The sequence below is a fragment of the Mucilaginibacter sp. genome, assembly GCF_965225845.1.
Taxonomy (GTDB): domain Bacteria; phylum Bacteroidota; class Bacteroidia; order Sphingobacteriales; family Sphingobacteriaceae; genus Mucilaginibacter.
Map to the genome: position 1 here is coordinate 2667264 of NZ_CBDDBL010000002.1, position 22960 is coordinate 2690223.

The 22960-nt window shown below is 39.0% G+C and carries 22 protein-coding genes; 12 read left to right on the forward strand and 10 right to left on the reverse strand.

Translation table 11 applies throughout. The annotated features are described in order from the left end of the window. Positions 1–49 precede the first annotated feature (49 nt). Positions 50–1570: an amino acid permease gene (locus ACYZ0U_RS16210; protein ID WP_461453575.1), complete on the reverse strand. Its 1521-nt coding sequence runs from the start codon at positions 1568–1570 to the stop codon at positions 50–52. Positions 1571–1783: 213 nt separating this feature from the next. Here ACYZ0U_RS16210 and ACYZ0U_RS16215 point away from each other — a divergent pair, with 213 nt between their 5' ends. Then, positions 1784–2359: a YceI family protein gene (locus tag ACYZ0U_RS16215; protein WP_461453576.1), complete on the forward strand. Its 576-nt coding sequence runs from the start codon at positions 1784–1786 to the stop codon at positions 2357–2359. A gap of 164 nt (positions 2360–2523) precedes the next feature. Continuing rightward, a complete protein-coding gene (locus ACYZ0U_RS16220) occupies positions 2524–3699 on the forward strand; it encodes an ROK family transcriptional regulator (RefSeq protein WP_461453577.1) in 1176 nt (391 codons plus the stop codon). A gap of 59 nt (positions 3700–3758) precedes the next feature. Here ACYZ0U_RS16220 and ACYZ0U_RS16225 read toward each other — a convergent pair whose 3' ends face one another. Both ACYZ0U_RS16225 and ACYZ0U_RS16230 read right to left on the reverse strand, forming a co-directional pair. Beyond that, the gene (locus ACYZ0U_RS16225; protein ID WP_461453578.1) at positions 3759–4553 is read right to left on the reverse strand and encodes an alpha/beta hydrolase; all 795 of its coding nucleotides are present in this window, start codon (positions 4551–4553) and stop codon (positions 3759–3761) included. A gap of 94 nt (positions 4554–4647) precedes the next feature. Continuing rightward, a complete protein-coding gene (locus ACYZ0U_RS16230) occupies positions 4648–5292 on the reverse strand; it encodes an HAD family hydrolase (protein WP_461453579.1) in 645 nt (214 codons plus the stop codon). Between the two features lie 124 nt (positions 5293–5416). On the opposite strand from ACYZ0U_RS16230, the gene ACYZ0U_RS16235 reads away from it, so the two are divergent. Genes ACYZ0U_RS16235 through arsB form a run of 4 tightly spaced genes read left to right on the forward strand, consistent with a single transcriptional unit; the run spans position 5417 to position 7820 of the window. Next, entirely contained in the window at positions 5417–5746 is a 330-nt protein-coding gene (locus ACYZ0U_RS16235) for an ArsR/SmtB family transcription factor (RefSeq protein WP_461453580.1), read from the forward strand. Between the two features lie 48 nt (positions 5747–5794). After that, positions 5795–6319: a DUF6428 family protein gene (locus ACYZ0U_RS16240; RefSeq protein ID WP_461453581.1), complete on the forward strand. Its 525-nt coding sequence runs from the start codon at positions 5795–5797 to the stop codon at positions 6317–6319. A 14-nt stretch (positions 6320–6333) separates the two neighbouring features. After that, on the forward strand, positions 6334–6750 hold the full coding sequence (locus ACYZ0U_RS16245; RefSeq protein ID WP_461453582.1) for an arsenate reductase ArsC: 417 nt from the start codon (positions 6334–6336) through the stop codon (positions 6748–6750). 5 nt (positions 6751–6755) lie between these two features. Continuing rightward, positions 6756–7820: an ACR3 family arsenite efflux transporter gene (gene arsB / locus ACYZ0U_RS16250; RefSeq protein WP_461453583.1), complete on the forward strand. Its 1065-nt coding sequence runs from the start codon at positions 6756–6758 to the stop codon at positions 7818–7820. A gap of 66 nt (positions 7821–7886) precedes the next feature. Here the strand turns inward: arsB and phoU are convergent, their stop codons facing one another. The 6 genes from phoU to ACYZ0U_RS16280 form a co-directional block, all read right to left on the reverse strand. Then, a complete protein-coding gene (gene phoU / locus ACYZ0U_RS16255; RefSeq protein ID WP_461453584.1) occupies positions 7887–8579 on the reverse strand; it encodes a phosphate signaling complex protein PhoU in 693 nt (230 codons plus the stop codon). Positions 8580–8669: 90 nt separating this feature from the next. Continuing rightward, positions 8670–9428, reverse strand: coding sequence for a phosphate ABC transporter ATP-binding protein PstB (pstB, locus tag ACYZ0U_RS16260; RefSeq protein WP_461453585.1), 759 nt, complete (start codon positions 9426–9428; stop codon positions 8670–8672). Then, positions 9410–10255 (reverse strand): phosphate ABC transporter permease PstA, encoded by an 846-nt coding sequence (gene pstA, locus ACYZ0U_RS16265; protein WP_461453586.1) that lies wholly within the window; start codon positions 10253–10255, stop codon positions 9410–9412. Before pstA ends, pstB begins: the two co-directional genes overlap by 19 nt. A 6-nt stretch (positions 10256–10261) precedes the next feature. Then, positions 10262–11176 (reverse strand): phosphate ABC transporter permease subunit PstC, encoded by a 915-nt coding sequence (gene pstC / locus ACYZ0U_RS16270; protein WP_461453587.1) that lies wholly within the window; start codon positions 11174–11176, stop codon positions 10262–10264. A gap of 136 nt (positions 11177–11312) precedes the next feature. After that, positions 11313–12353, reverse strand: a complete 1041-nt coding sequence (gene pstS, locus ACYZ0U_RS16275) for a phosphate ABC transporter substrate-binding protein PstS (protein ID WP_461453588.1) — start codon at positions 12351–12353, stop codon at positions 11313–11315. Between the two features lie 31 nt (positions 12354–12384). Then, the gene (locus ACYZ0U_RS16280) at positions 12385–13863 is read right to left on the reverse strand and encodes a hypothetical protein (protein WP_461453589.1); all 1479 of its coding nucleotides are present in this window, start codon (positions 13861–13863) and stop codon (positions 12385–12387) included. A 300-nt stretch (positions 13864–14163) separates the two neighbouring features. Between ACYZ0U_RS16280 and ACYZ0U_RS16285 the strand changes: the two genes are divergently transcribed. The 3 genes from ACYZ0U_RS16285 to ACYZ0U_RS16295 all read left to right on the forward strand — a co-directional run bounded on the left by ACYZ0U_RS16285 (position 14164) and on the right by ACYZ0U_RS16295 (position 19355). Next, the gene (locus ACYZ0U_RS16285; RefSeq protein WP_461453590.1) at positions 14164–14823 is read left to right on the forward strand and encodes a DUF47 domain-containing protein; all 660 of its coding nucleotides are present in this window, start codon (positions 14164–14166) and stop codon (positions 14821–14823) included. A 46-nt stretch (positions 14824–14869) separates the two neighbouring features. Further along, a complete protein-coding gene (locus ACYZ0U_RS16290) occupies positions 14870–15487 on the forward strand; it encodes an HAD family hydrolase (RefSeq protein ID WP_461453591.1) in 618 nt (205 codons plus the stop codon). 139 nt (positions 15488–15626) lie between these two features. Next, positions 15627–19355 carry a S8 family serine peptidase gene (locus ACYZ0U_RS16295; protein WP_461453592.1) on the forward strand — a complete coding sequence of 1243 codons (3729 nt, stop codon included), beginning with the start codon at positions 15627–15629 and terminating at the stop codon, positions 19353–19355. 18 nt (positions 19356–19373) lie between these two features. Here ACYZ0U_RS16295 and ACYZ0U_RS16300 read toward each other — a convergent pair whose 3' ends face one another. Beyond that, positions 19374–19889, reverse strand: coding sequence for a hypothetical protein (locus tag ACYZ0U_RS16300; protein WP_461453593.1), 516 nt, complete (start codon positions 19887–19889; stop codon positions 19374–19376). A gap of 220 nt (positions 19890–20109) precedes the next feature. Between ACYZ0U_RS16300 and ggt the strand changes: the two genes are divergently transcribed. The 3 genes from ggt to ACYZ0U_RS16315 all read left to right on the forward strand — a co-directional run bounded on the left by ggt (position 20110) and on the right by ACYZ0U_RS16315 (position 22958). After that, on the forward strand, positions 20110–21825 hold the full coding sequence (gene ggt, locus ACYZ0U_RS16305) for a gamma-glutamyltransferase (protein WP_461453594.1): 1716 nt from the start codon (positions 20110–20112) through the stop codon (positions 21823–21825). A gap of 37 nt (positions 21826–21862) precedes the next feature. Then, positions 21863–22306, forward strand: coding sequence for a MarR family winged helix-turn-helix transcriptional regulator (locus ACYZ0U_RS16310; RefSeq protein ID WP_461453595.1), 444 nt, complete (start codon positions 21863–21865; stop codon positions 22304–22306). 130 nt (positions 22307–22436) lie between these two features. Further along, positions 22437–22958, forward strand: a complete 522-nt coding sequence (locus ACYZ0U_RS16315) for an FKBP-type peptidyl-prolyl cis-trans isomerase (protein WP_461453596.1) — start codon at positions 22437–22439, stop codon at positions 22956–22958. Positions 22959–22960: the final 2 nt, after the last annotated feature.

Here is a 22960-nt window from a genome sequence, read left to right on the forward strand (position 1 = left end):
AAAAGGCCCTGAAAATTTCAGGGCCATAAATATTTATGAGGTTATATCCTTATTTTTTTTCAAAGTCGGTTGCCTTAGGCAAAGCATCATAAGCATTACCCAATTTACTATTTTTGCGGCTGTAGCTCATGTAAATAACAAGGCCGATCAGCATCCAGCATAAAGCGCTTATTTGCGTTTCGGCAGGTAAGCTAAATATCATAGCAGCGCAAACAACGATGCCTAATATGGGTACTAATGGCACTAATGGAGTTTTAAACGGCCTAATCAGGTCCGGTTGCTTTTTACGTAGAATAATGACGCCAATACATACCAACACAAATGCGAACAGGGTTCCGACAGATGTTAAATCGCCCGCGATACTTTCAGGTAAAAAGGCTGCAAACAATCCCACGAATACAAACAAAATGATATTGCTCTTATACGGCGTACGGAACTTAGGGTGAAGATCAGAAAATATTTTTGGTAATAAACCATCAGTTGACATGGTATAGAATACCCTTGATTGACCCATTAACATCACCAGGATAACTGAGGAGAAGCCTGCCAAAATAGCTATACTTACTAAAGTTGAAAGCCATGCATATTGAGTCATATAATGGCTGATTGCATAAGCTACGGAAGCTTCTTTACCCGATTTCATAAAATCTGTATAAGGAGCAACACCTGTAAGTACCCATGAAAACAACACATATAATATGGTACAAACAGCTAAAGAACCTAAAATACCGATTGGCATATCCCTGCTTGGATTTTTTGCTTCTTGTGCAGCAGTAGAAACTGCGTCGAAACCAATAAATGCGAAGAATACTACCCCTGCTCCACTTAAAATACCTCCCCATCCGTGATTAAAGAATGGAAGATAAGAATAGAAAGTACCGTCAGGTTGTTTTACATCAGGGGCGTTTGCAGGTATTAAATATGGTGTATGATTTTCCGGCCTAATATATTGCCAGCCGATCGCGATAAATACCAACACAATAGCAACCTTTAACACAACAATAATGGCATTAATAGTAGCTGATTCCTGTGTACCTTTTATCAGCAATGCCGATATCAATAATAAGATAATTAAAGCCGGCAAATTAATAATGCCATGTTGTGAAACACCGTTAATAATTTCGGATTGTAGAGGTGAGTGGCACCATTCATATGGTATTCGATGCCCTACAAGATTATTGGCATACTCGCTCCAGCTGATAGATACGGTAGCCGCGCCCAGAGCATATTCTAATATCAGCGCCCAGCCAATTATCCAGGCAACAATCTCGCCCATTGTGGCATAAGCATAGGTATATGCGCTACCCGCAATAGGTATTATCGAAGCAAATTCTGCATAACATAAACCTGCAAAAGCACAACCAATAGCGGCAACAATAAAGGAGATGGTTACAGCCGGACCAGCGTGTTCGCCAGCTGCTGCTGCTGTTCTTACAAAAAGTCCCGCACCTATAATTGCACCAATACCTAAAGCTATCAGGCTGCCTGCCCCTAAGGTCCTTTTTAGGGATCCGGCGTCATCTGACGAGGCCACAAGCTGGCTGATAGATTTTTTTACAAATAACTTCATAGTTTAATTAATAAGATCAGTTTTTAGTTAAAATCGTTTTCCAAACGTAATTAATTTTATTGACATCTGAAAACGCTCACCATACAACAAATACACTTAAATCCTCTTAAAATCCTAAATAAATTTAATGACAATAAATTTACATGTTTAAACATATAAATTGAATTTACTATACTATATTTGACGAAAATATTAACACTCACAAAAATCAATATGAAAAAATTAATCCTATTAACTGTAATTGTATTATCACAAACCGCAGTATTTGCACAAACAACCTGGAAGGTTGATAAAGCACATGCTCGTTTCCAATTTACTGTAACTCACATGCAGGTGTCTGATGTTGAGGGTAACTTTAAAGATTTTGATGCAACCATTACTGCGTCAAAACCCGATTTCAGCGACGCTAAATTTGATTTTACTGCCAACGCTGCATCAATTAATACTGGTAACGATATGCGCGATGGTGATTTAAAATCCGATCATTTCTTTAATGTAGCAGTTGATCCAACAATTACTTTCACCAGTACTCGCATAGTTAAAACATCTCCTAACCACTACAAATTAAGCGGTAACTTAACAATGCATGGCATTACAAAATTTGTAACGTTTAATCTTTGGTACCGTGGCACTATCCTTAACCCAATGAGCAAGGCTAATGATGCAGGTTTCCAGTTAACCGGTACTGTAACGCGCACCGAATTTAACTTAGGCGCCATGTATCCTAATGCAGTACTTAGCGATGACGTTACTATTAAAGCTGACGGTGAATTTGCTGTAGCGAAATAATTAACTCCACTATATATATTTAAAGCGCCGCGTTAATAGCGGCGCTTTTTTTATTTTAACGGTTTAGCGCAAATGAAATTAAATGTTGCTTATTTGCACTAATTATTTATAATTGCCTTAACAAAGCAGTTGTTATTTTTATTAACAGTTAATTTAAAGCTACATTGAAAAATTCGCCGTTAAAAAGCCAGATCATTAAGCACCTGTATTTTGATAAAGGGCTTTCCTGCGCCGAACTAAGCGAGATATTAGATAAAAGCCTCCCATCAACTGCAAAAGCCATTAGTGAGCTAATTGATGATGGTATGGTGATAGAAGATGGCTACGCGCGCTCGAGCGGTGGGCGCAGGCCGCAGGTATACTCCATTAAGGGTGATGCCATGTATATCCTTGCGATAGCGATGGACCAGTTCTCGACCCGCATTCAATTAACCGACCTGCTGAATAACCCGGTTGGGGATATGATGGTTGTTGAGATGCAAATGGGCGATAATTCGCAGGCGCTTCCGTTGCTTATTTCCTATATAAATGATTATGTAAAAACCACAGGTATACCCAAAGATAAATACGCCGGGATAGGTATAGGTATGCCCGGATTTATAAATGTAAATGAGGGTATTAATTATACACACCTTGATGCCGGTGCTGATAGCTTAACACATTATATAACCCAGGAGACCGGTATACCCACTTGTATTGATAATGACTCGAGCCTAATTGCCCTTGCCGAGCAACGTTTTGGCATAGCCAAAAACCGTAAAGATGTTATGGTAATAAACTTAGGTTGGGGTATTGGTTTAGGAATGATTGTTAATGACGAATTGTACCGCGGGCATAATGGTTTTGCAGGCGAGTTTAGCCACATACCTATTTCTGATAGTAACGCTTTATGTAATTGCGGTAAACGCGGCTGTTTGGAGACAGAAGCATCTCTGTTAGTGGTTGTGCAAAAAGCGATACAAGGAATAAAGGAAGGGCGTATTTCCAGGTTAAATTATACGGAAGAAAATCATCCTAAATTAGTGGGAGATGCCATTATGGATGCCGCCAATAATGGCGATCAGTTTGCTATCGAGTTATTATCTGATGCCGGGTACAAAATTGGTAAGGCTTTATCAATACTCATCCACATCATGAACCCGTCAAATATTGTGCTTAGCGGCCGTGGCGCTATTGTAGGAAAAATACTGCTTGCGCCGATACAGCAAGCGTTAAATAAGTATTGCATCCCACGTTTAGCCGGCAGTACCGAACTTTTAATATCAGAGCTTGGTTTTGATGCCGAACTCATCGGCGCGGCGATATTGGTAATGGAAAACCTGGTTTGCGACCAACAATAAAAAATGGCTGGTATCAAATTTTAGTTTGATTCCCAACCATTCACAACTCACATTAATTTTTATAACACTACCGAAGACTGATATTGATATTCCTGGTGTTTTTGTAACCAGTTATAAATGTAATCAGCTACTTCTTCCCATCCGGGCTCACCACAAATGAAATGCCCGCGATTAGTAAATTCTTTATACTTAGTTATACTAACCTCGTCAGTATAAACTTCACTATTTCTTTTGGTCAATTCAGCTGGGATAATTTCATCCTTTTCGCCTGCGATGAATAATAATGGCGCATGTGGCATTTCCACGTCAATTTGTCCATCGGCACCCATACAATCTCGTAGTACGTTACGGCTGTCATGAGTTGCATATTCGCTATAAGCAACTTCAGTTTCTTCCATACTCATGGTGTTGCAAAAAGAATCGTGGAAATTTTGCAGATCCATATAAAATGGCTCGTTACCTTTAAAGGGATTAGCAATCAAAGCACTATTTTTCATAAAGCCCCAGTCAAAAGCCAGCATGGCGTTAGGTGCAACCGAGCTGATGGGTACACCAATATCTGCCAAGCCTTTTTCAACCAGTAACTGTACTATTAAACCGCCAACAGAGTGCCCAATCAAAACAGGTTTTTCATCTAAAGATGTTATAACGTCTTCTATTTTATCTACAATAGTTTGCAGATGCAGGTCACCTAAACCTTCGGGTGGATTGTTGCGCAAGTCTGTTGGCTCGCCTTCGTGCAATGGCCAGGTTGGCACTAAGCAATTATAACCTTTTGCACTGAAAAATTCGACCCATTTATCCCAACTTTTAGGATTTTGGAACATGCCGTGTATAAATACTATGGTTTTCATGGTTTGATTTTATTTACATCTACCATCAAAAAACCATACCAAAATCTTAATTAATTAAACTAAAAAGAAATTTTATTACAACCGGAAAGTTTAACTACAATAAATTAATCAAATCGCCAAGGTGCTCAATGGTTGCTATTTGACCTTCTTCAACTTTACCAAATCCATAAGCAGCAAAAATAAATGGTACGCCGGCTTTTTGCGCACTGGTAAAATCACCCATGGTATCGCCAACATAAACAGGTGCTTTAAGTTGATGATCATGTACAATGTCCATAATATTCTCCGCTTTCGGCGCATTTTTAGTTCCGTAACACTGATGCCCTAAAAAGTAGTGTCCAAGTTGGCTAAAATTCAAAAATGTTTCGATGTAATCGTTCTGGCAGTTACTTACAATAAACAATTTATATTTGGTTTGCAAGTATTGCAATACAAACTCCAGTTGCGGATACAATTCTCCGCCTTTTTCATTCAGCGTTTGTATTTCATATTTAGCGGCAATAGCTTTAAACTCGTTACGATGACTCTCATCTAATTCAGGGAATAAAACCTCGAAAATAGCTTTATAGGTCATTCCTGTGATACTGCGTACGGTATCAACAGTAAATTCTTTACTTAAAAAATCAACTTCCTGTTCAGCTTTCTGCCAGGCGAGAGCAACATTAGCTGTACTATCCCAAAGCGTACCATCAAGATCGAAAATTATACTGTCGAATTTATTTTTTAGCGAGATACTCATTCCTGCAAAATTAGAATTTTCGCTAATAGATTATGTGTAATTAGGGGAATAACATCCGATAATCCGAAATAAATATTTATTTTCTTTGAATGATCAATAATTAATCGTAATATTACGATATAATATGGGAACTACTAAAACCGAAATTTTCTCTGATGAACAAAACAAACTGGCCATAATGCTTAAAGCAATGGCGCACCCGGCGCGTATTGCAATTTTACAGCATATTATAAATGCTAATGCATGTATTTGTGGGGATTTAGTGGAAGAATTAGGATTAGCACAAGCAACCATATCCCAGCATTTAAAAGAACTTAAAAATGCCGGGCTAATTCAAGGCACAATTGAGGGTGTAAGCGTTTGTTATTGTATTGAACCTAAAGCGTGGACAATGCTTAATACAGAATTGGCTAATTTCTTCGGAGGATATAAAGATCCTAAAATCTGTTGTTAAAAAAATTTAAATTGATCCATCGTAATATTACAATTGATAATAATTAACATGAATATCACTCAAACAATAACCTGGCAATTATTTAAAGAGGCTTTAACACAAAACGATGAACTTAACCTGCAATTTAAGTATGCAGAGAATAAATTTGTTGATGCATCTTACCACATTACCGAAATTAAACAAGCGCCCATCACATCAGTTGATTGTGGTGGAGTTTTAAATACCTGGATAGAAATAATTGTTCAATTATGGGAGCCGATTGGCCAGCACCGGGTTAAACCCATGAAAGCTAAAAAGGCTTTGGAAATTATTGAAGTTGTGGAACACAAGCTGGAATTAGCTTCAAACGGAATAGTTAAAATTGAATTTGGTAATTCAGATTTTGATACACGCCAAATGTTTCCAAATGAATTTATAATAAAAGGCGAAGACTTAATTATTGACCTGCTTTCGGATGCTGTTCAATGCAAAGCCATTAATCGTGGCGATATCTGCGGCACAGAAAAATCAAAAGTAGAACTAAAAAACCTGGTTAAAGAAAATAGTTGCACTGCGGGATCAGGATGTTGCTAATTAATATAAATAATATGAAAAACATATTAGTATTATGCACCGGTAACAGCTGCCGGAGCCAGATAGCCGAAGGCTATTTAAGACATTTTGCAAGCAATAAAGCAAACGTTTACAGCGCCGGAATAGAAACCCATGGTGTTAATCCAAAGGCAATTGAGGTTATGGCCGAGGATGGCATAGATATATCCAAACATACCTCCAACAATATTGATGAATATATGCATGTTCCTTTCGATTTTGTGATTACTGTTTGCGATAATGCGAATGAAAATTGCCCTTACTTTCCTACCAAAGCACAGCGGTTTCATCAAAACTTTCCCGATCCAGCAAAAGCTACGGGTGACTTGAAAGATGTGATAAATGAATTTAGGCGGGTAAGGGAGATGATAAAATCCTACACCGAAAGTTTTATAAATCAACATTTAGCATAATCCGGATGAGTGCAAACAACTGTAACCCTACACAACGAAAAAAGCTATCTTTTTTAGATAGGTACTTAACCTTATGGATCTTTATCGCGATGGGCATAGGTATAGCGATTGGGTATTTTATACCATACGCACCCGCCTTTATCAATTCATACTCCAGTGGTACAACTAATATTCCCTTAGCTATTGGTTTAATATTAATGCTGTATCCCCCATTAGCAAAAGTGAATTATGAAACCATTGGCAAAGTGTTTAGCAACGCCAAAATATTAGGGGCCTCGCTACTACTTAATTGGGTAATCGGGCCCATATTGATGTTTGCCTTAGCTATTATATTCCTACATAACCATCCGCAATATATGATAGGGCTCATACTTATTGGCATTGCCCGGTGCATTGCCATGATATTGGTATGGAATGAACTTGCCGATGGTAACCGCGATTATGCAGCAGGCTTGGTGGCTATCAACAGTATTTTCCAGGTATTGCTTTATAGCGTTTATGCCTGGTTATTTATTACGGTACTATTACCATTTTTCGGTTTCAAAGGCGCAGAGATCAATATCACGATCAATGCAATTGCAAAATCTGTAGCAATTTATTTGGGTATCCCGTTTATAGCAAGCTTCGTTAGTCGGTATTTATTAATCAAAGCAAAGGGTATCAGCTGGTATCAGCAAAAATTCATTCCTTTTATTTCACCTATCACATTAATAGCCTTACTATTTACAATCATCGTCATGTTTAGCCTTAAAGGTAAATTGATTGTAGCCATACCTTTTGATGTACTGCGTATTGCTATACCTTTAGTAATTTACTTTGCCATTATGTTTTTGGCCAGTTTCTTTTTAGGCAGATATTTTGGTGCCGACTATTCACAAAACGCAGCCATATCCTTTACTGCCGCGGGAAACAATTTCGAATTAGCGATTGCCGTGGCCATAGGAGTTTTTGGCATTAATAGCGGGCAGGCCTTTGTTGGTGTTGTAGGCCCATTGGTTGAGGTACCTGCTTTAATAGCATTGGTTAACGTAGCATTTTGGTTAAAAAGGAGATTTTATCCATTAAATTAAATCTACAAAAAAAGGCCGGTATTGCTACCGGCCTTAAAATCAAATCAAACCTAATTTTAAACTAACCTATTGTTGCTCTTCTTCAGCAGCACCTTCACGGCTGCTTTCATAATGTTTAAGGATCTTGGCCTCAACATAAAAAATAATCTCTTCGGCAATATTTTTCGACTGGTCGCCTACACGCTCCAGTTTACGGATGATAGACAGAATGTAAAGCGCTTCTGGCAGGCTATCGTCATGTGCTTTTATAACCTCGGCAACTGTTGTTGGCGCGTTATCATTTATAGCGTCTAACACATCATCACGTTTAAAAATGCTGCGTGCTAATACAGTGTCCTCCTTCTCAAAAGCAGTACGGGTATCTATTAAAATATTTACTGCCTCTTCATACATACGTATCATTGAGGTGCTTTCCATTGCGGCTACATCAAAATTCACGGATGAATCAACCACATATTTAGCAATACCTGCTGCAATGTCGCCAATACGCTCCAAATTTGTATTGATCTTCAGCGCAGCCAACAAAAATCTCAGGTCGATAGCAACAGGGCAATGTAAAGCGAATATATTTTCGCAATCCCTGTCTATCTTTAACTCAAAAGAGTTTACTCTTTTTTCTTTAACCAAAACCTCGCGTGCCAAATCCTTATCAAACTGGATCATAGCATCCTTAGCCTTGTTTAATTGCGACTGTACCAATATCCACATATTGATAAGTTCTTTTTTAAGTGCGATTATTTCGTTTTCTAATGGTGTCATATCTTTTAAAAATTAAAAGTCAAAAAGTTAAAAGTCAAAAGTGATCATTAATTTAACTAATCTCTAATCACCAACCTCTAATCTCTATCATTAACTAAATCTTCCTGTTATGTAATTCTGTGTACGCTGATCGCTTGGATTAGTGAACATTTGCTTGGTATCATCAAACTCAACCAATTCGCCCATGTAAAAGAAGGCTGTTCTATCACTAACACGTGCAGCCTGCTGCATATTGTGTGTTACGATGATCAGTGTATAGTTTTCTTTTAATTCATGAAATAACGCTTCAACACTCGAAGTTGATATAGGGTCGAGTGCAGAAGTTGGCTCATCAAACAGGATCAGTTCAGGCTGCATGGCTATGGCGCGTGCGATGCACAAGCGCTGCTGCTGGCCTCCTGAAAGGAATGTACCTTTTTTATGTAAAGAATCTTTAACCTCTTTCCATAAAGCAGAACTGGTTAATGATTTTTCAACGATCACATCCTTATCAGCTTTTGATATTTTGATGCCATTTAATAAATAACCTGCTACAACATTTTCATAGATGCTCAAATTCGGGAACGGGTTGGGGCGTTGAAACACCATACCAATTTTCGAGCGAACATAAATAGCGTTCATGTCATAAACATTTTCACCGTCAAGTAGTATTTTACCTTTTGATGTTGCGCCTGGGATCAGTTCGTGCATACGGTTTATACCACGTAAAAACGTAGTTTTCCCGCAGCCCGAAGGGCCCATTACCGCTATAACCTCATTTTTGTTTATGCTGATATTTACATCTTTTACAACATGGTTATCACCAAAAAAAGAGTTATAATTTTCAGCTTTTACAATTGTACTTTCCATTTTCTTGTTAACACTTTTGTGAATATGTTTAATACTAAAACAAACATTAATAATATAAATGATGCGCCCCAGGCTAAGTTGTGCCAGTCATCATAAGGGCTGGTTGCATAGGTAAATATCAGGTGAGGTAAACTTTCCATTGGTTTGGTAAGCGAGTATGATAAGTACGGGTTACCAAAAGCTGTAAACAACAAAGGTGCAGTTTCACCAATAACACGTGCTATTGATAACATAATACCTGATAAAATACCCGCGAAGCCGCAAGGAACAATTACCTTTAAAATAACCCTGTGATATGGTACTCCTAATGATAGTGCAGCCTCTTTTAACGAAGCAGGCAACATTTTAAGCGTTTGCTCGGTCGACCTGATAACAATGGGCAACATCATTATTGCCAATGCGGCACTACCTGATAATGCCGAAAATGTTCCTAACGGTTTAACCAACCAGAAGTATACAACAATGCCCACTACTATTGAAGGCACGCCCTGTAAAATATCAACGCATAAACCGCTGTAATAAGCAAGTTTCGACTTTGGATTTTCACTCAGATAGATGCCGGCAGCCATCCCTACAGGAATAGCAACTACTGCTGATACCATAACCATTATAAAGCTACCAACTAATGCATTTATTATTCCTCCGCCGGTTTCGCCAACAGGTGCCGGAACATTGGTTAAAAAATGCCAGTTTACCTGGAAGATACCTTGCTTAATAATGTAACCCAAAACGATGATAAGCGGCACTGTAATTAAAAAGGCAAAAAATACAATTATGCCTTTAAATATCGCGCTTTTAGTGTTTCTTAATCCTACATTTAATTCCATAATAGCTTAATCGTTTGTGAACCGGGTGATGATTCGTTTGCCAATCAGGTTAATTACTACGGTTACAAAGAACAACACCAAACCAAGTTCAATCAAAGCAGATAAATATTGTGAGTGATCCGCTTCGGTAAACTCATTGGCTATAACGCTGGCCATGGTATTGCCCGGCCCGAAAATGGCATTCTTAAGGCTGTCTGCAACCGCGCTTGTGTTACCGATCAACATGGTAACTGCCATTGTTTCGCCTAAAGCCCTGCCTAATGAAAGCAATACCCCGGCAAATAAGCCCGAACGTGTATAAGGCATGATCACACTGCGAATAACTTCGAAACGTGTTGCACCTAAGCCGTAAGCAGCTTCTTTTAATGGAGATGGTACCATACGGATCAAGGTTATGCCTAATGAAGCCGCGTAAGGAATGATCATCACCGCCAAAATAAGTGAAGATGTAAATACACCGATACCATACGGCGCTACACCAATTTTCATTTCAAATGTACGGATAATGGGTACCAGCACAAATAATCCCCAAAAACCATAAATGATAGATGGTACTGCCGCAATTAATTCGATGGCATTCTTAAGCAGGTCGGATAACCAACCTTTAGGATTATACTCGCCAAGGTAAATTGCAATTGCATAAGAAAATGGCACCGAAATAATGAGCGCGATAAACGAAGTAAGTAATGTACCTACCAGGAAAGGATAAGCACCGTAAACGTTACTTACAGGGTCCCATATTTTGCCCCATAAAAAGCCTATGCCCAATGTTTTGATTGTTGGCATGGATTCAAGTATAAGCGTGGCAAGCACGCCTAATATGATAACCACCAGCAAAATACTCATTGCTATAAGTATACGCCTGAATATGGTTTCCCACTTAAGCTGGCCGTTTGATAGTTTTAATCTTTTATTTTCCACAAACTTATTGGTTTTCTTATATATACAACTACCAGTTCACCTTATCGGAGAACTGGTAGTTAGATTTTTTTAGAGCAAAGAACTAAGAGAATCAGGATTCAATAATTTATCTTGAATCTTACTTCCTGCGTCGAAATTATAATATTGCTTTACCGTCGTAAGTAGCTGATTTTAATATTTGCTCAGCAACTTTAACAGCTGATTTTGAAAGCGGTGCGTAGTTTAACGGAGCGCAATCAGCTTGTCCCTGGTGAATATTCCACCATAACAATTTCAATAATTCAGTAGCACGTGCTTTTGAACGGCCACCGTAGTTTTGCTCTTTGTAAATTAAAGCCCAGGTAAAGCTGGCAATTGGGTAACCTTTAGGGTTGTCAGTATCAGTAATAGATACTTTTGAATCCGCAGGGATAACAACGTTGCTTGCTAAAGTAGTAGCTTCAATTGTTGGCTCAATAAATTTACCGCTTTTGTTTTGGATGTTTGAGATAGGCATGTGGTTTTGTTTAGCGTAAGCTAATTCAACATAACCAATAGCACCAGGGGTTTGCTTTACTAAACCGGCAACACCTTCGCTACCTTTACCACCTAAACCAGCTGGCCAGTTAACAGCACTTGCTTTACCAACACGTTTTGCCCAATCAGCATTTACTTTAGTTAAGTAATCAGTGAAGATAAATGAGGTACCGCTACCGTCTGAACGGTGGATAACAACGATTGGCAATTCAGGCAAGTTAACACCTTTGTTTGTAGCTTTAATTTCGGCTGCATTCCAGGTAGTAATTTTACCTAAGTAAATATCAGCAAGATCTTTACCGGTTAGGTTTAAAGCCGCGCTAACACCCGGGATGTTGTAAGTTACTACAACAGCACCTGAAGTCATTGGGATATGCAGAACAGGGGCACTCATTTTAGCTGTTTGATCAGCATTTAAAGGAGCATCTGAATCACCAAAATCAACTGTTTTGTTTGTTAATTGCAATATACCGCCGCCAGAACCAATTGATTGGTAGTTAACTTTTGAAGCAGTGTATTGAGAAAACATTTTTGAGAACAGGGGGTAAACAAATGTACTACCTGCGCCCAGTAAGGTATTGTCCTGTGCCGAAGCAGATAATGTTGCCGCTGATGCTGCTAATGCAACTATCGCAACTTTTAAACTTTTCATTACTTTCATGATCTGTTATTTATATTTACTAGTTTATGATTTATTTACCAAAAGTGTAGAAGAAAGTCACTCTGTATACTAAAGTGTGGTTATCAGCAAAATAACCTTTTGTTGGAGCAGTTGTTTGTACACCTGTTACTGCATTCGTAGTAGTAGTAGTAGGGTTTAACTGGTCTTTGTACTGATCAAACCAGATGTTTGGCATAAAGTGAATGTTTTTAGCCGGAGTAAAATCTAAACCTGCTGTAACAAACTTTTGTTTAACTGTAGGATCATATGAACCATAGTTTGTATTAACCGTATATGTGTTAGCGCTGTTAAATTTAGTATCAGGATTATAACCATCATAACGAGCGAACCAACCCCATTGATTTTTAACTATAGCGCCTTTTGCCCATAATGAAATACCTTGTGCAGTAACATTTTGAGCTGTGAAAGTATTATTATCAGTAACACCTAATCCAAATTTTTGAGTGTAAGCTTCAACACCTACTGTTAAAGGTGAGCTGTTGTATGAAACAAATATTTTGTACATGTTATGCTCTTGTGTACCCAATGAACCTGAAGGGATAACGGTTGTAGCTACAGGAGTGTTAGATGCAGTTTTAGCATAATCCGCATATAAATCCACATAGATTTTGTTGTTTAGAAATTTACCCCACAAATCACCATAAAATATTTTAAAGAAACCTGTATTTGGGTTAGGGTTGGTTGCGCTTAAAGCATTATTGCTGTTATAAACAGTAGCTAAAGTTGAAGTAGTATTATCACCGATCATGAAAACGTAACCGAAGTTTTTAGTTTTAGGATCGAATGTACCTTGTAAAGCCGCACCAACATCATAAGAATTATTTTTGTGGAAGTCGGTGATTGTTCTTTCAATTGAACGGTAACCCCAGGTTGCTTCTGATAATGAAGTAGGAGCATTTGTTCCACCTTCGTTTAATGCGAAACCAGGAGTGCTCATTTCACCGATAACGAAGTCAGTTCCAGGCCAAACTTCTCTTGTACGTAAGTTAAAGTTTTTGATATAGAATGACATTCTGCCGTCAGCTAAGTTGTCACCGTTTTGAACACCTACAGTGCTGCTTACCGGTAGCGTGTTTTCATTAGGCTCTGATGCTAACAAAACTTCAGCCTTGAATTTTTTGGTTATATCATAATCATAACCTAAGTATAAACGACGGAACTGGAAAGCATTTCTGCCAGATGGAGTTTGGTAATAGTTGTTTTCTTTACCCTGGGTTGAAGTTAAAGGAGGTGTATGTTGAGCATAATAAGCATCGCCGAAAGCGTAACCCCATAATCTTCTTTGCGGGTGCCATGCAGTATCAACTGGCTCAGCAGGTTTTACCTGTGCGGTAGTTGTTGTTATAGCAACAGCCGAATCTTTTTTCGCGATCTCTTTCTTATGCATGGTTTCTGTCGATGCAAAAGTTTGCGCGTTAGCTGTAATACCCGATATTAACAAACCTGTTAACACAGCAGTATTTAATAGATACGTAAACGTTTTTTTCATAACGAAATGAGTTTAAATTTTTTCTTCAAAGGTGCAGGCGTAAGGTTACCCTAATATTAAGGATGCATTAACATTTGGTAATGTTATTTAAATATTAACTCAATGAAAAAAACATACTAATAGTAAATATGATTAATTATAAATTAACAAATGCATTCACAATTATCTAAATATCAATTCATTATATGCAATATTAACACTAAACAATTTGTTTATACAGAATTAACATAGTATAATTTTGTGTTAATACCCAGTTAACATAGTGCCTTTATTTTAGCGTTTTTAATAGCAATAGGTTGTATGGGGAGATTTTTCCAGGATTATTTTTTAAATGGTGCCCAGTTTTATAATTTGTTTGATCAGGCTGCTGGAAATGCAGTAGAGATGGCTGGTTTACTGGTTAATGCAGTAAATACAGAAGAGCCCGAAGCCCGCGAGGTGATTTTTAAACACATTGATCGCCTTGAGAACGTTGGCGATGATATTACCCATAAAATATATCTTGCGCTTGATAAGGTGATATTCACCCCACTTAACCGGCCCGACATACATACGCTTGCATCTGCCATTGATGATGTTGCCGATTTTATACATGAGGCAAGCGAGCGTATGTACCTTTATAATATTACCGAGTTTATCACACCTATGACAGAGATAGCTAACATTATATTAAATGCCAGCTCCGAAATAAAAAAATCTGTCAATATGCTGCGCATGTCAACCAAAGGGGCATTAATTTTGGAATCATGCAGGCAGATAAAACATTTTGAACATCAATCCGACCAGATCTATTATAATGCCCTTGCTGATTTATTCGCCAATGAAAAAAACGCGATCACATTAATTAAATATCGCGAGATATTGTATTCGCTGGAAACTACAACCAATAAATGCAAAAGCGTTACTGATGTTTTGCGGGCAATACTGGTAAATAGTTTTAATTATTCTGCCAATAATTAGTAACGAATAGCCTACCCAATATTCAATTAATTAACTTCGTTGCATAATGGCAGATTTAAACAATAACTCCAGATACGAAAAACTTACTTTATTAACCGCAGGCAACTTCCAGGCATTTTTATATGATTGCGATGGTACCCTTGCCGACAATATGGGTGCTCATAAAAAAACTTATGTTAAAGTTGCAGCTGAGGCCGGAGTTTTGATTGATGCCTCATTGGTTGATGAATTGGCCGGCTGGCCTGTTATTAATGTAGTTGAAGAAATTAATAAACGATACAACAGTTCGTTCGACCCAATTGAATTTGCACATAAGCGGGAGCAACTTTTTTTGGAGGAATACATCGATCAAACTCTACCTGTTGATTACGTTGTTAACCACCTAAAGTCACACGTTGGCAGAGTTAAAATCGGAGTAGTATCCGGAAGCCAGCGCAGCGCAGTAGAAAGAACATTGCGTGTATTGGGCATAGCTGATTTGCCTGAGGTTTTAGTTTGTGCCGGTGAAACCCCGCATGGCAAACCCTACCCCGACCCTTTTTTAGCTGCCGCCGAAAAACTTGGTGTAGCACCCGAAAATTGCCTGGTTTTTGAAGATGGTGAAGCAGGTACCCGCGCAGCTGAAGCCGCAGGTATGAAGTGGATCAGGATAGATAAGATATAGTTAATCATAATTGCTAGTCAATCACATTTCGTTGATTCATTATCCGTTTTAACAGGTAAAAAATTTCATAATCCGATTTAAATTACAGAAACTTGTTAAACTAAAATTTAACAAGTTAAAACATTTATTTTCAGGGTGTATGAATAAACGCTACTCGGCAATTATTACTGGTTTTTTATTATTTGTTTTCGCCGGGGATGCATTTTGTCAGCAACAACTGGTTACTGCCGGTAAAAAGAAAGCGCTTCAGGATCTGTCAATCCAAAAAAATACTATTTATACCAATAGCCATCAATCAGCTATGGCACAGGCAACAGTACATGGCTGGAAAATCCGTAGTAAAACCAAAGATGGCGGTATAAAAGCTTTACAAGGTTTAAATCGCAGGGGGTTCCCAGTTTATCTTAAAACTTTCGATAATATAATATCAGCTGCAACAACCCAAACCAATGCGGTGCAGCCGGTCGGCAGTTCAGGATTAAATCTGTCGGGGTCAAGTACTTTTTTAAATAATAAAATAGGTGAATGGGATGGCGGCGCTGTATATGCAGCTCACCAGGAATTTGCCGGTAAAACGATCACTCTTAAAACTACAGAATCGGTTCTTGACCACTCTACCCACGTAGCCGGCACAATAATGGCGAAAGGTGTTTACGCACCTGCAAAAGGGATGGCTTTTAATGCTGCCACACTCCAATCTTATGATTTCAATAATGATATAACTACCATGAGTGCCGCCGCCCCCGGTCTGATTTTATCAAACCACTCCTATGGCGATGTAGCAGGATGGGACCTGGATGCCAACGGTAACTGGACCTGGTACGGATTACCGGGAGATACCGTTGATTATGCATTTGGCATGTATGATGACAGGGCACAATCATTCGACCAGATAGCATATAACGCCCCATATTTTCTCATTGTAGAATCAGCCGGGAATTCGCGCGGTTATAATGGCCCTGCTATTGGCGGAACATACCAAGGGTACCAAAGTGCAACAAATCCAACCTTGGTAACAAAAACCCGCACAGCCGCCAGCGATATCAGCAGTCAATATGGGTTTAAAGGCATTGCAACAACAGGTAATGCAAAAAACATTTTAACCGTAGGCTCTGTTGGTGCTTTACCTTACGGCCCACCGGGTAACAGCAGTATTATTGCCAGCTATTTCAGCAGTTATGGCCCTACGGATGACGGGCGTGTTAAACCCGACATCATGGGTATGGGCGAAAACGTATTATCGTGCGGTAGCGCAACCCCAACAACTTATATCACATTAAGCGGTACATCTATGTCTGCGCCAAATGTTACCGGGTCTTTGTACCTGTTGCAGGAATATTATGCAGAAAAGCATTCCGGTAAATTTATGCGGGCCGCCACTTTAAAGGGGCTTGCTTGCGCAACTGCTCTTGATGCCGGTAGTGTCGGCCCGGATTACATGTACGGCTGGGGATTGCTGAACACCAAAAATGCGGCACAGGCAATAACCGATAATGGCACAAAAAGTATAATACAGGAAGATTCACTATCTCAGGGACAAACACAAACAGTTAATGTAGTGGCATCAGGGGATGGACCATTAATGGCTACTATATCTTGGACAGATCCCGCAGGTACAGCATCAACCATTGATACCGCTTATGACCCAACAATAAAATTGGTTAATGACCTGGATATAAGCGTTAGCGATGGCACTACAATCTTTATGCCCTGGATATTAGATCCGGCACACCCAATTAACCCTGCAACAACAGGCAATAACATACGCGATAATGTGGAGCAAGTTTATGTAGCTAAATCTGTACCCGGCAGAGAATATACTATTACTGTATCGCACAAAAACACTTTAAAATCAGGCGGACAAGCCTACTCCCTGATAGCTACCGGAGTTGGTGGCACCACCTATTGTACATCCGGGCCAACGTCGAGTGCAGATTCCCGTGTAAATAATTTCACCATATCAAATATAAATAATACGCCGGCTGCAGGTTGCACAACTTACGCTGATTATACCAGCCTTACCGATAGTTTAATCGCGGGTAAAACCTATCCCTTAAGCTTAACCTTAGGTACCTGCGGCAACAATTTCAATAAAATTGCTAAAGTATATATTGATTGGAATGGCGATGGCAATTTTAACGGCGCTGGCGAATTAGTGGCCACAACCGGGGTAATTAATGGCACAGGCACCTATAATAGTAACATCACAGTTCCGATAAGCGTAGTTCCGGGCAATTATAGCTTGTTGAGAGTTGTATTAACTGAAACTAACGATACTGCAGCTGTACAGGCATGCGGTTCGTATGCAAAAGGTGAAACCCAGGATTACCGTGTGAAATTTATAAAATCAACAACCGACGCAGGGGTAGTTTCTATTGCAAACCCTGAACCTGCCGGAAGCTGTTCAGGCGCTACGCCAATTACGGTTGTGCTTACTAATTATGGGTCAGCAAATATTAGTAATATACCGGTTATTGTTAAGGTAACATCAGCCAGCAATACGGTTACTACATTTACACAAACGTACACAGGCACATTGACACCATTACAACAAGCCGATTTTACTTTAAACACAACCTTTAACGCTGTTGCAGGGGCAACTTACACTGTTGTTGCATCAACAAGTTTGCCGGGGGATGTAATTACATCAAACGATACAGCAAAAAGCACTGTTATTATTAATACGGCGCCTACTGTCAGCGATCTTAAAGCCAGCTATTGTATCGAAACCAGTAAATACTCTTTATCGGGAATTGGCGATGGTACTATCTTTTGGTATAATAACACTACTGATACCTCACCTATTGCAACAGGTTCACCTGCAACTGCATCACAAATACCCGCAAACAAAACAGTTTATGCCGGACTAAATGATTTTAGCGGCACAATAGGGCCTGCTACTAAGGAAGTTTTCACCGGGGGTGGATATAATCAATTCGGACCGTCGGTTTTGGTGCATGCAAACGCACCTGTCATATTACAAAGTGCCCGTTTGTACATTGGCTACCCGGGAGCGATAACTTTTAATGTAACCAACAGCGGCGGCGAAACACTATCAAGCACAACCATAAATGCAGTAGCTACCGCAACAAATCCACAGCAGGGTGCACAATCTGATGACCCGGCAGATACGGGCAAAGTATATAACTTGAATCTATTGATCCCTGCAGCCGGTGATTATTCCATTAATGTATCATATGATGCCAATGTTACTATTTATCGTAATAACGCGGGTGTAAGCGGCTACCCTTTTACAATTGATAGTGTGTTTACTATTACAAGCAATACTGCCACAGGCACAGGTGTTAATCCTTTAAACTACTACTATTATTTTTATAATTTAAAGGTAATAAGTGCGAGTTGCGCGTCAGACACCAGGCTGCCTATAACTTTGATAAGGCCGACTATAACTAGTAATGGCTCGGTTTTAAGTTCTAATTTCTCTAGCGGTAACCAATGGTATTTAAATGGTAGTATCATTAATAATGCTACAGGCCAAACATATATCCCGGCCGGCAGCGGCAATTACAAGGTAAGGGTAACGTCAGGCACAGGTTGTTCCGATACATCGTCAACCTACGTATATATAAACACACCTACAGGAAGCACCGATGCCATTGGCTTTACGGTATATCCCGTACCTACAAATACTGTATTAAATGTGTTGTTTGATGCACCTGCAACCACAATAATGAACATGAGCCTGGTAAACAGTGTTGGCAGAACTGTTTATACTGATACACAAAGCATACCGGCGGGTAATTACAGCACTGCAATTAATGTAGCTAATCAACCTGCGGGAGTATATGTATTAAAGTTGATGCTTGGCGCAACTATTTATGCTAAAAAGATCGTGATCATACGATAACGATCTTTTCAAAAGTATCTAAAAAGTGTATTTTAACCCTAACCCCGGCGCAAGATCAAAATAAGGGCCGCTGGCTAATTCAATTCTTGGGTCAAGATCAAGACTTATAGCAATGGGTGCGCCCGGTAATGTATACTCCAATCCTATAACCCCATCTGCGCCTAATAAAATGTGGCTGCTATTATAGTATTCAGCCCCATTAAAATCATCAATCTCGCCTTTACCTACCGCGCCAATATGCGCGCCGAATCCATAATAAAATTTTAAAGCCGGTACATTAAAGGCTTCCTGGTTTAATTCATATAACCCGGTAAATACAACACCATGATCCCGAAAACCGATCAATCCATCATAAGAAACATTACTGGTTGGAAAATATTTTACAGAGATGCCACTTTCAAAAGGCCCAAACTTTAGCCCTACTGCCGTTCTGTAATCTCCGTTGCCTTGCGGCTGATTGTCCTGGGCATTTGATAGGTTAGCAACCAGTAAAAATGTTGCTGAAATAAATAAGGTAAGAAATATTTTTTTCATCAATGATAACTTTGTATATATAAATGTTACAATCAATAACGGGCGAAATTACATTTTATGGCATTGATAGCCAAAAAAACAAGTGGTCAGCTAATAATTATGCTGATATTTAACAAAAAACAATTTGGTTTTAAACGTCAATGTATCAAAATATTCTATTTTAGTGCTTTATTCAATGTTATTTTATTTTGATTGAATACATATAACCCCTGATATTAAAATGCTAAAAATCATTAAACTCAAACAAGCAGCTTATACCCTATTAATTTTCTTAGCATTGCCATTATTAAACAGTTGCGTACAAGGGGCATTAGGTAATACAAGTGGTGGCGAATTTTATAACGGTATGGTAGTTTGTGCTTACCCGGATGCATCAAAAGTTGGTTTAGATATTTTAAAAAAAGGTGGTAACGCGGTTGATGCTGCTATAGCTGTTCAGTTTGCGTTGGCGGTTACTTTACCCGAGGCCGGTAATATTGGCGGGGGAGGTTTTATGGTATACCGCGGTGCGGACGGGCAAAGTAACACGCTTGATTTCAGGGAAAAGGCACCCGGTGCCGCTACTACAAATATGTATCTTGATTCCGCAGGAAACCCAATACCTGACATGAGCCTATACACGCATAAAGCATCGGGTATACCCGGATCTGTTGATGGGATGTTTGAGGCACATAAAAAGTATGGTAAATTAAAATGGGCTGATCTTGTTCAACCTGCTGTTGATTTGGCCACAAATGGATTTAATATAACCGCGAATCTGGCTAATGATTTGAATAATAATGCAGCAAAATTCAAAAAACTTAATCCCGGCAAATCATACCTTTTAAAAGGTGATAAATGGAAACAAGGCGATTTATTGGTACAAACTGACCTGGCAAAAACCCTGCAACTGATTCGTGATAAAGGTCGTGAAGGATTTTACAATGGCGTTGTTGCTGATGAGCTGATTGCCGAAATGAAAATTGGAGACGGCATCTTCACCAAAAAAGATCTTGAAAACTATCATGCAGTATGGCGCAAACCTATTATTGGCATTTACAAGGGATTTAAAATCATCACCATGCCACCTCCTTCAAGCGGCGGGATCGCTTTAATTCAATTATTAAAATCAGTTGAAAATTACCCTTTGCACAGGTGGGGATATAGCCAGGATTCAACAATACAATTGATAGTTGAAGCTGAGCGTAGGGTATATGCCGATCGTTCAAAATATTTAGGCGACCCTGATTTTTTTAAGGTTCCGGTAGATAGTTTATTAAACACGGTATACATCGCGTCGCGCATGCAAAGCTTTAACTGGAACGCAGCCACACCAAGCGCGTCTATTAAACCGGGCACATTTGTTGGTTATGAAAGTGACCAAACTACGCATTACAGCATTGTTGACCGCGATGGTAATGCGGTAGCCATCACCACTACATTAAACGATTCATTCGGGTCGAAAATATTTGTTAAAGGCGGGGGCTTTTTACTAAATAACGAGATGGATGATTTTAGTGAAAAACCGGGCGTACCAAACATGTTTGGCCTTATTGGGGGTAAGGCTAACAGTATACAACCAGGCAAACGCATGTTATCATCAATGACGCCAACCATCATTGAAAAAGATGGGAAACTTTTTATGGTAGTAGGTACCCCGGGCGGATCAACCATTATCACATCAGTATTTCAAACTATATTAAATGTGATTGAGTTTGACCAAAGTATGCAGCAGGCCGTAACTTCAAAACGTTTCCATAGCCAATGGATGCCTGACGAGGTTTATATTGAAAAGGGCGCTGTTGATAGCACAACGCTTCGTAAATTGCAAAATAAGGGTTACAAATTTGTAGACCGTAAAGGAATCGGACGCGTTGATGCCATTTTAAAAACTAAATGGGGCCATTATGAAGGCGGTGCTGATCCGCGTGGTGATGACACTAAACTAGGCTGGTAACTGCGGAGGGATCAAAATTTACTTATGTTTGTGAACTATGCGAAACAATGTAAAAAGCCAGGAAACTATTGACTATTTTTTGAAGATAGTTTGGCAAACCGTTGCCAACCGTTATAACCAACTGGTAACTGAATTTGGCATTACACAATCAATAGGTTATTTGCTGATAAATATTGATGAGCAGGAGGGCACAACGGTTTCAAAAGCTGCAGCATTATTGGGATTAAAATCAACCAGTTTATCACGTATGCTCAACCAGCTGGAGAAAACAGGATTGATCTACCGTGAATCAAACCCAGGTGATAAAAGATCGGTTAAAATATATCTTACTGAACTTGGAAAAGAAAAACGCCACTTAGCCCGAGGGGTTGTAAAGCAATTTAATAATTATTTAAACGCGCACATAAATGAAAACGACAAGCAGTATTTAATTAATATGCTTGAAAAAATCAATCAACTCACCCTGAACTACAAGCCTTAAACATCACAAAAATCAATTATTGTTATAATATTTTGCCGTTTAACGGGTTAAATCACTGTAATATTTGTTAAAAAATGTTAAGCTGCCGTTTTTGAATTATAAAAGAATAAATTTGCCGTTTGAAAATTAAATGAACAGGACACTGTTAATAATTGCGCTTTGTTTGGTTTGCTGTTTTACGGCTTGCACAAAATCATCCTTATTTGGCCCTGCACAATATGCGGCTCAGGCTAAAATAGATGATTCCCTTGTGAGTAAATACATCAGGAGCGCCGGACTGGAAGGCAAATTTAAACATGTACAAAATAACGACACCATTGGTGTTTATTATATGATAATTGATACTGGGACAACAAGTACGCTTTATACAACTTCAACACAAGTTACTGTGGGCGATACAGGGAGTTACTTTAACCAAAAAGGAACCGGAGAAACCCAATTTTATGAAACAGGTATCTATCATCCCGCATATGTGTTGGCCAATGTAATTTCGGGGTGGCAATTGGGTATACCTGAATGTAATGCAGGCGGAGAAGTAAGATTACTCATACCATCCAGATACGCTTATGGGCACTACGCACAAGCAGACCTCGGATTACCAGCAAATGCTATTCTTGATTTTAACATAAGAATTTATAGTGTAACTAATTAATT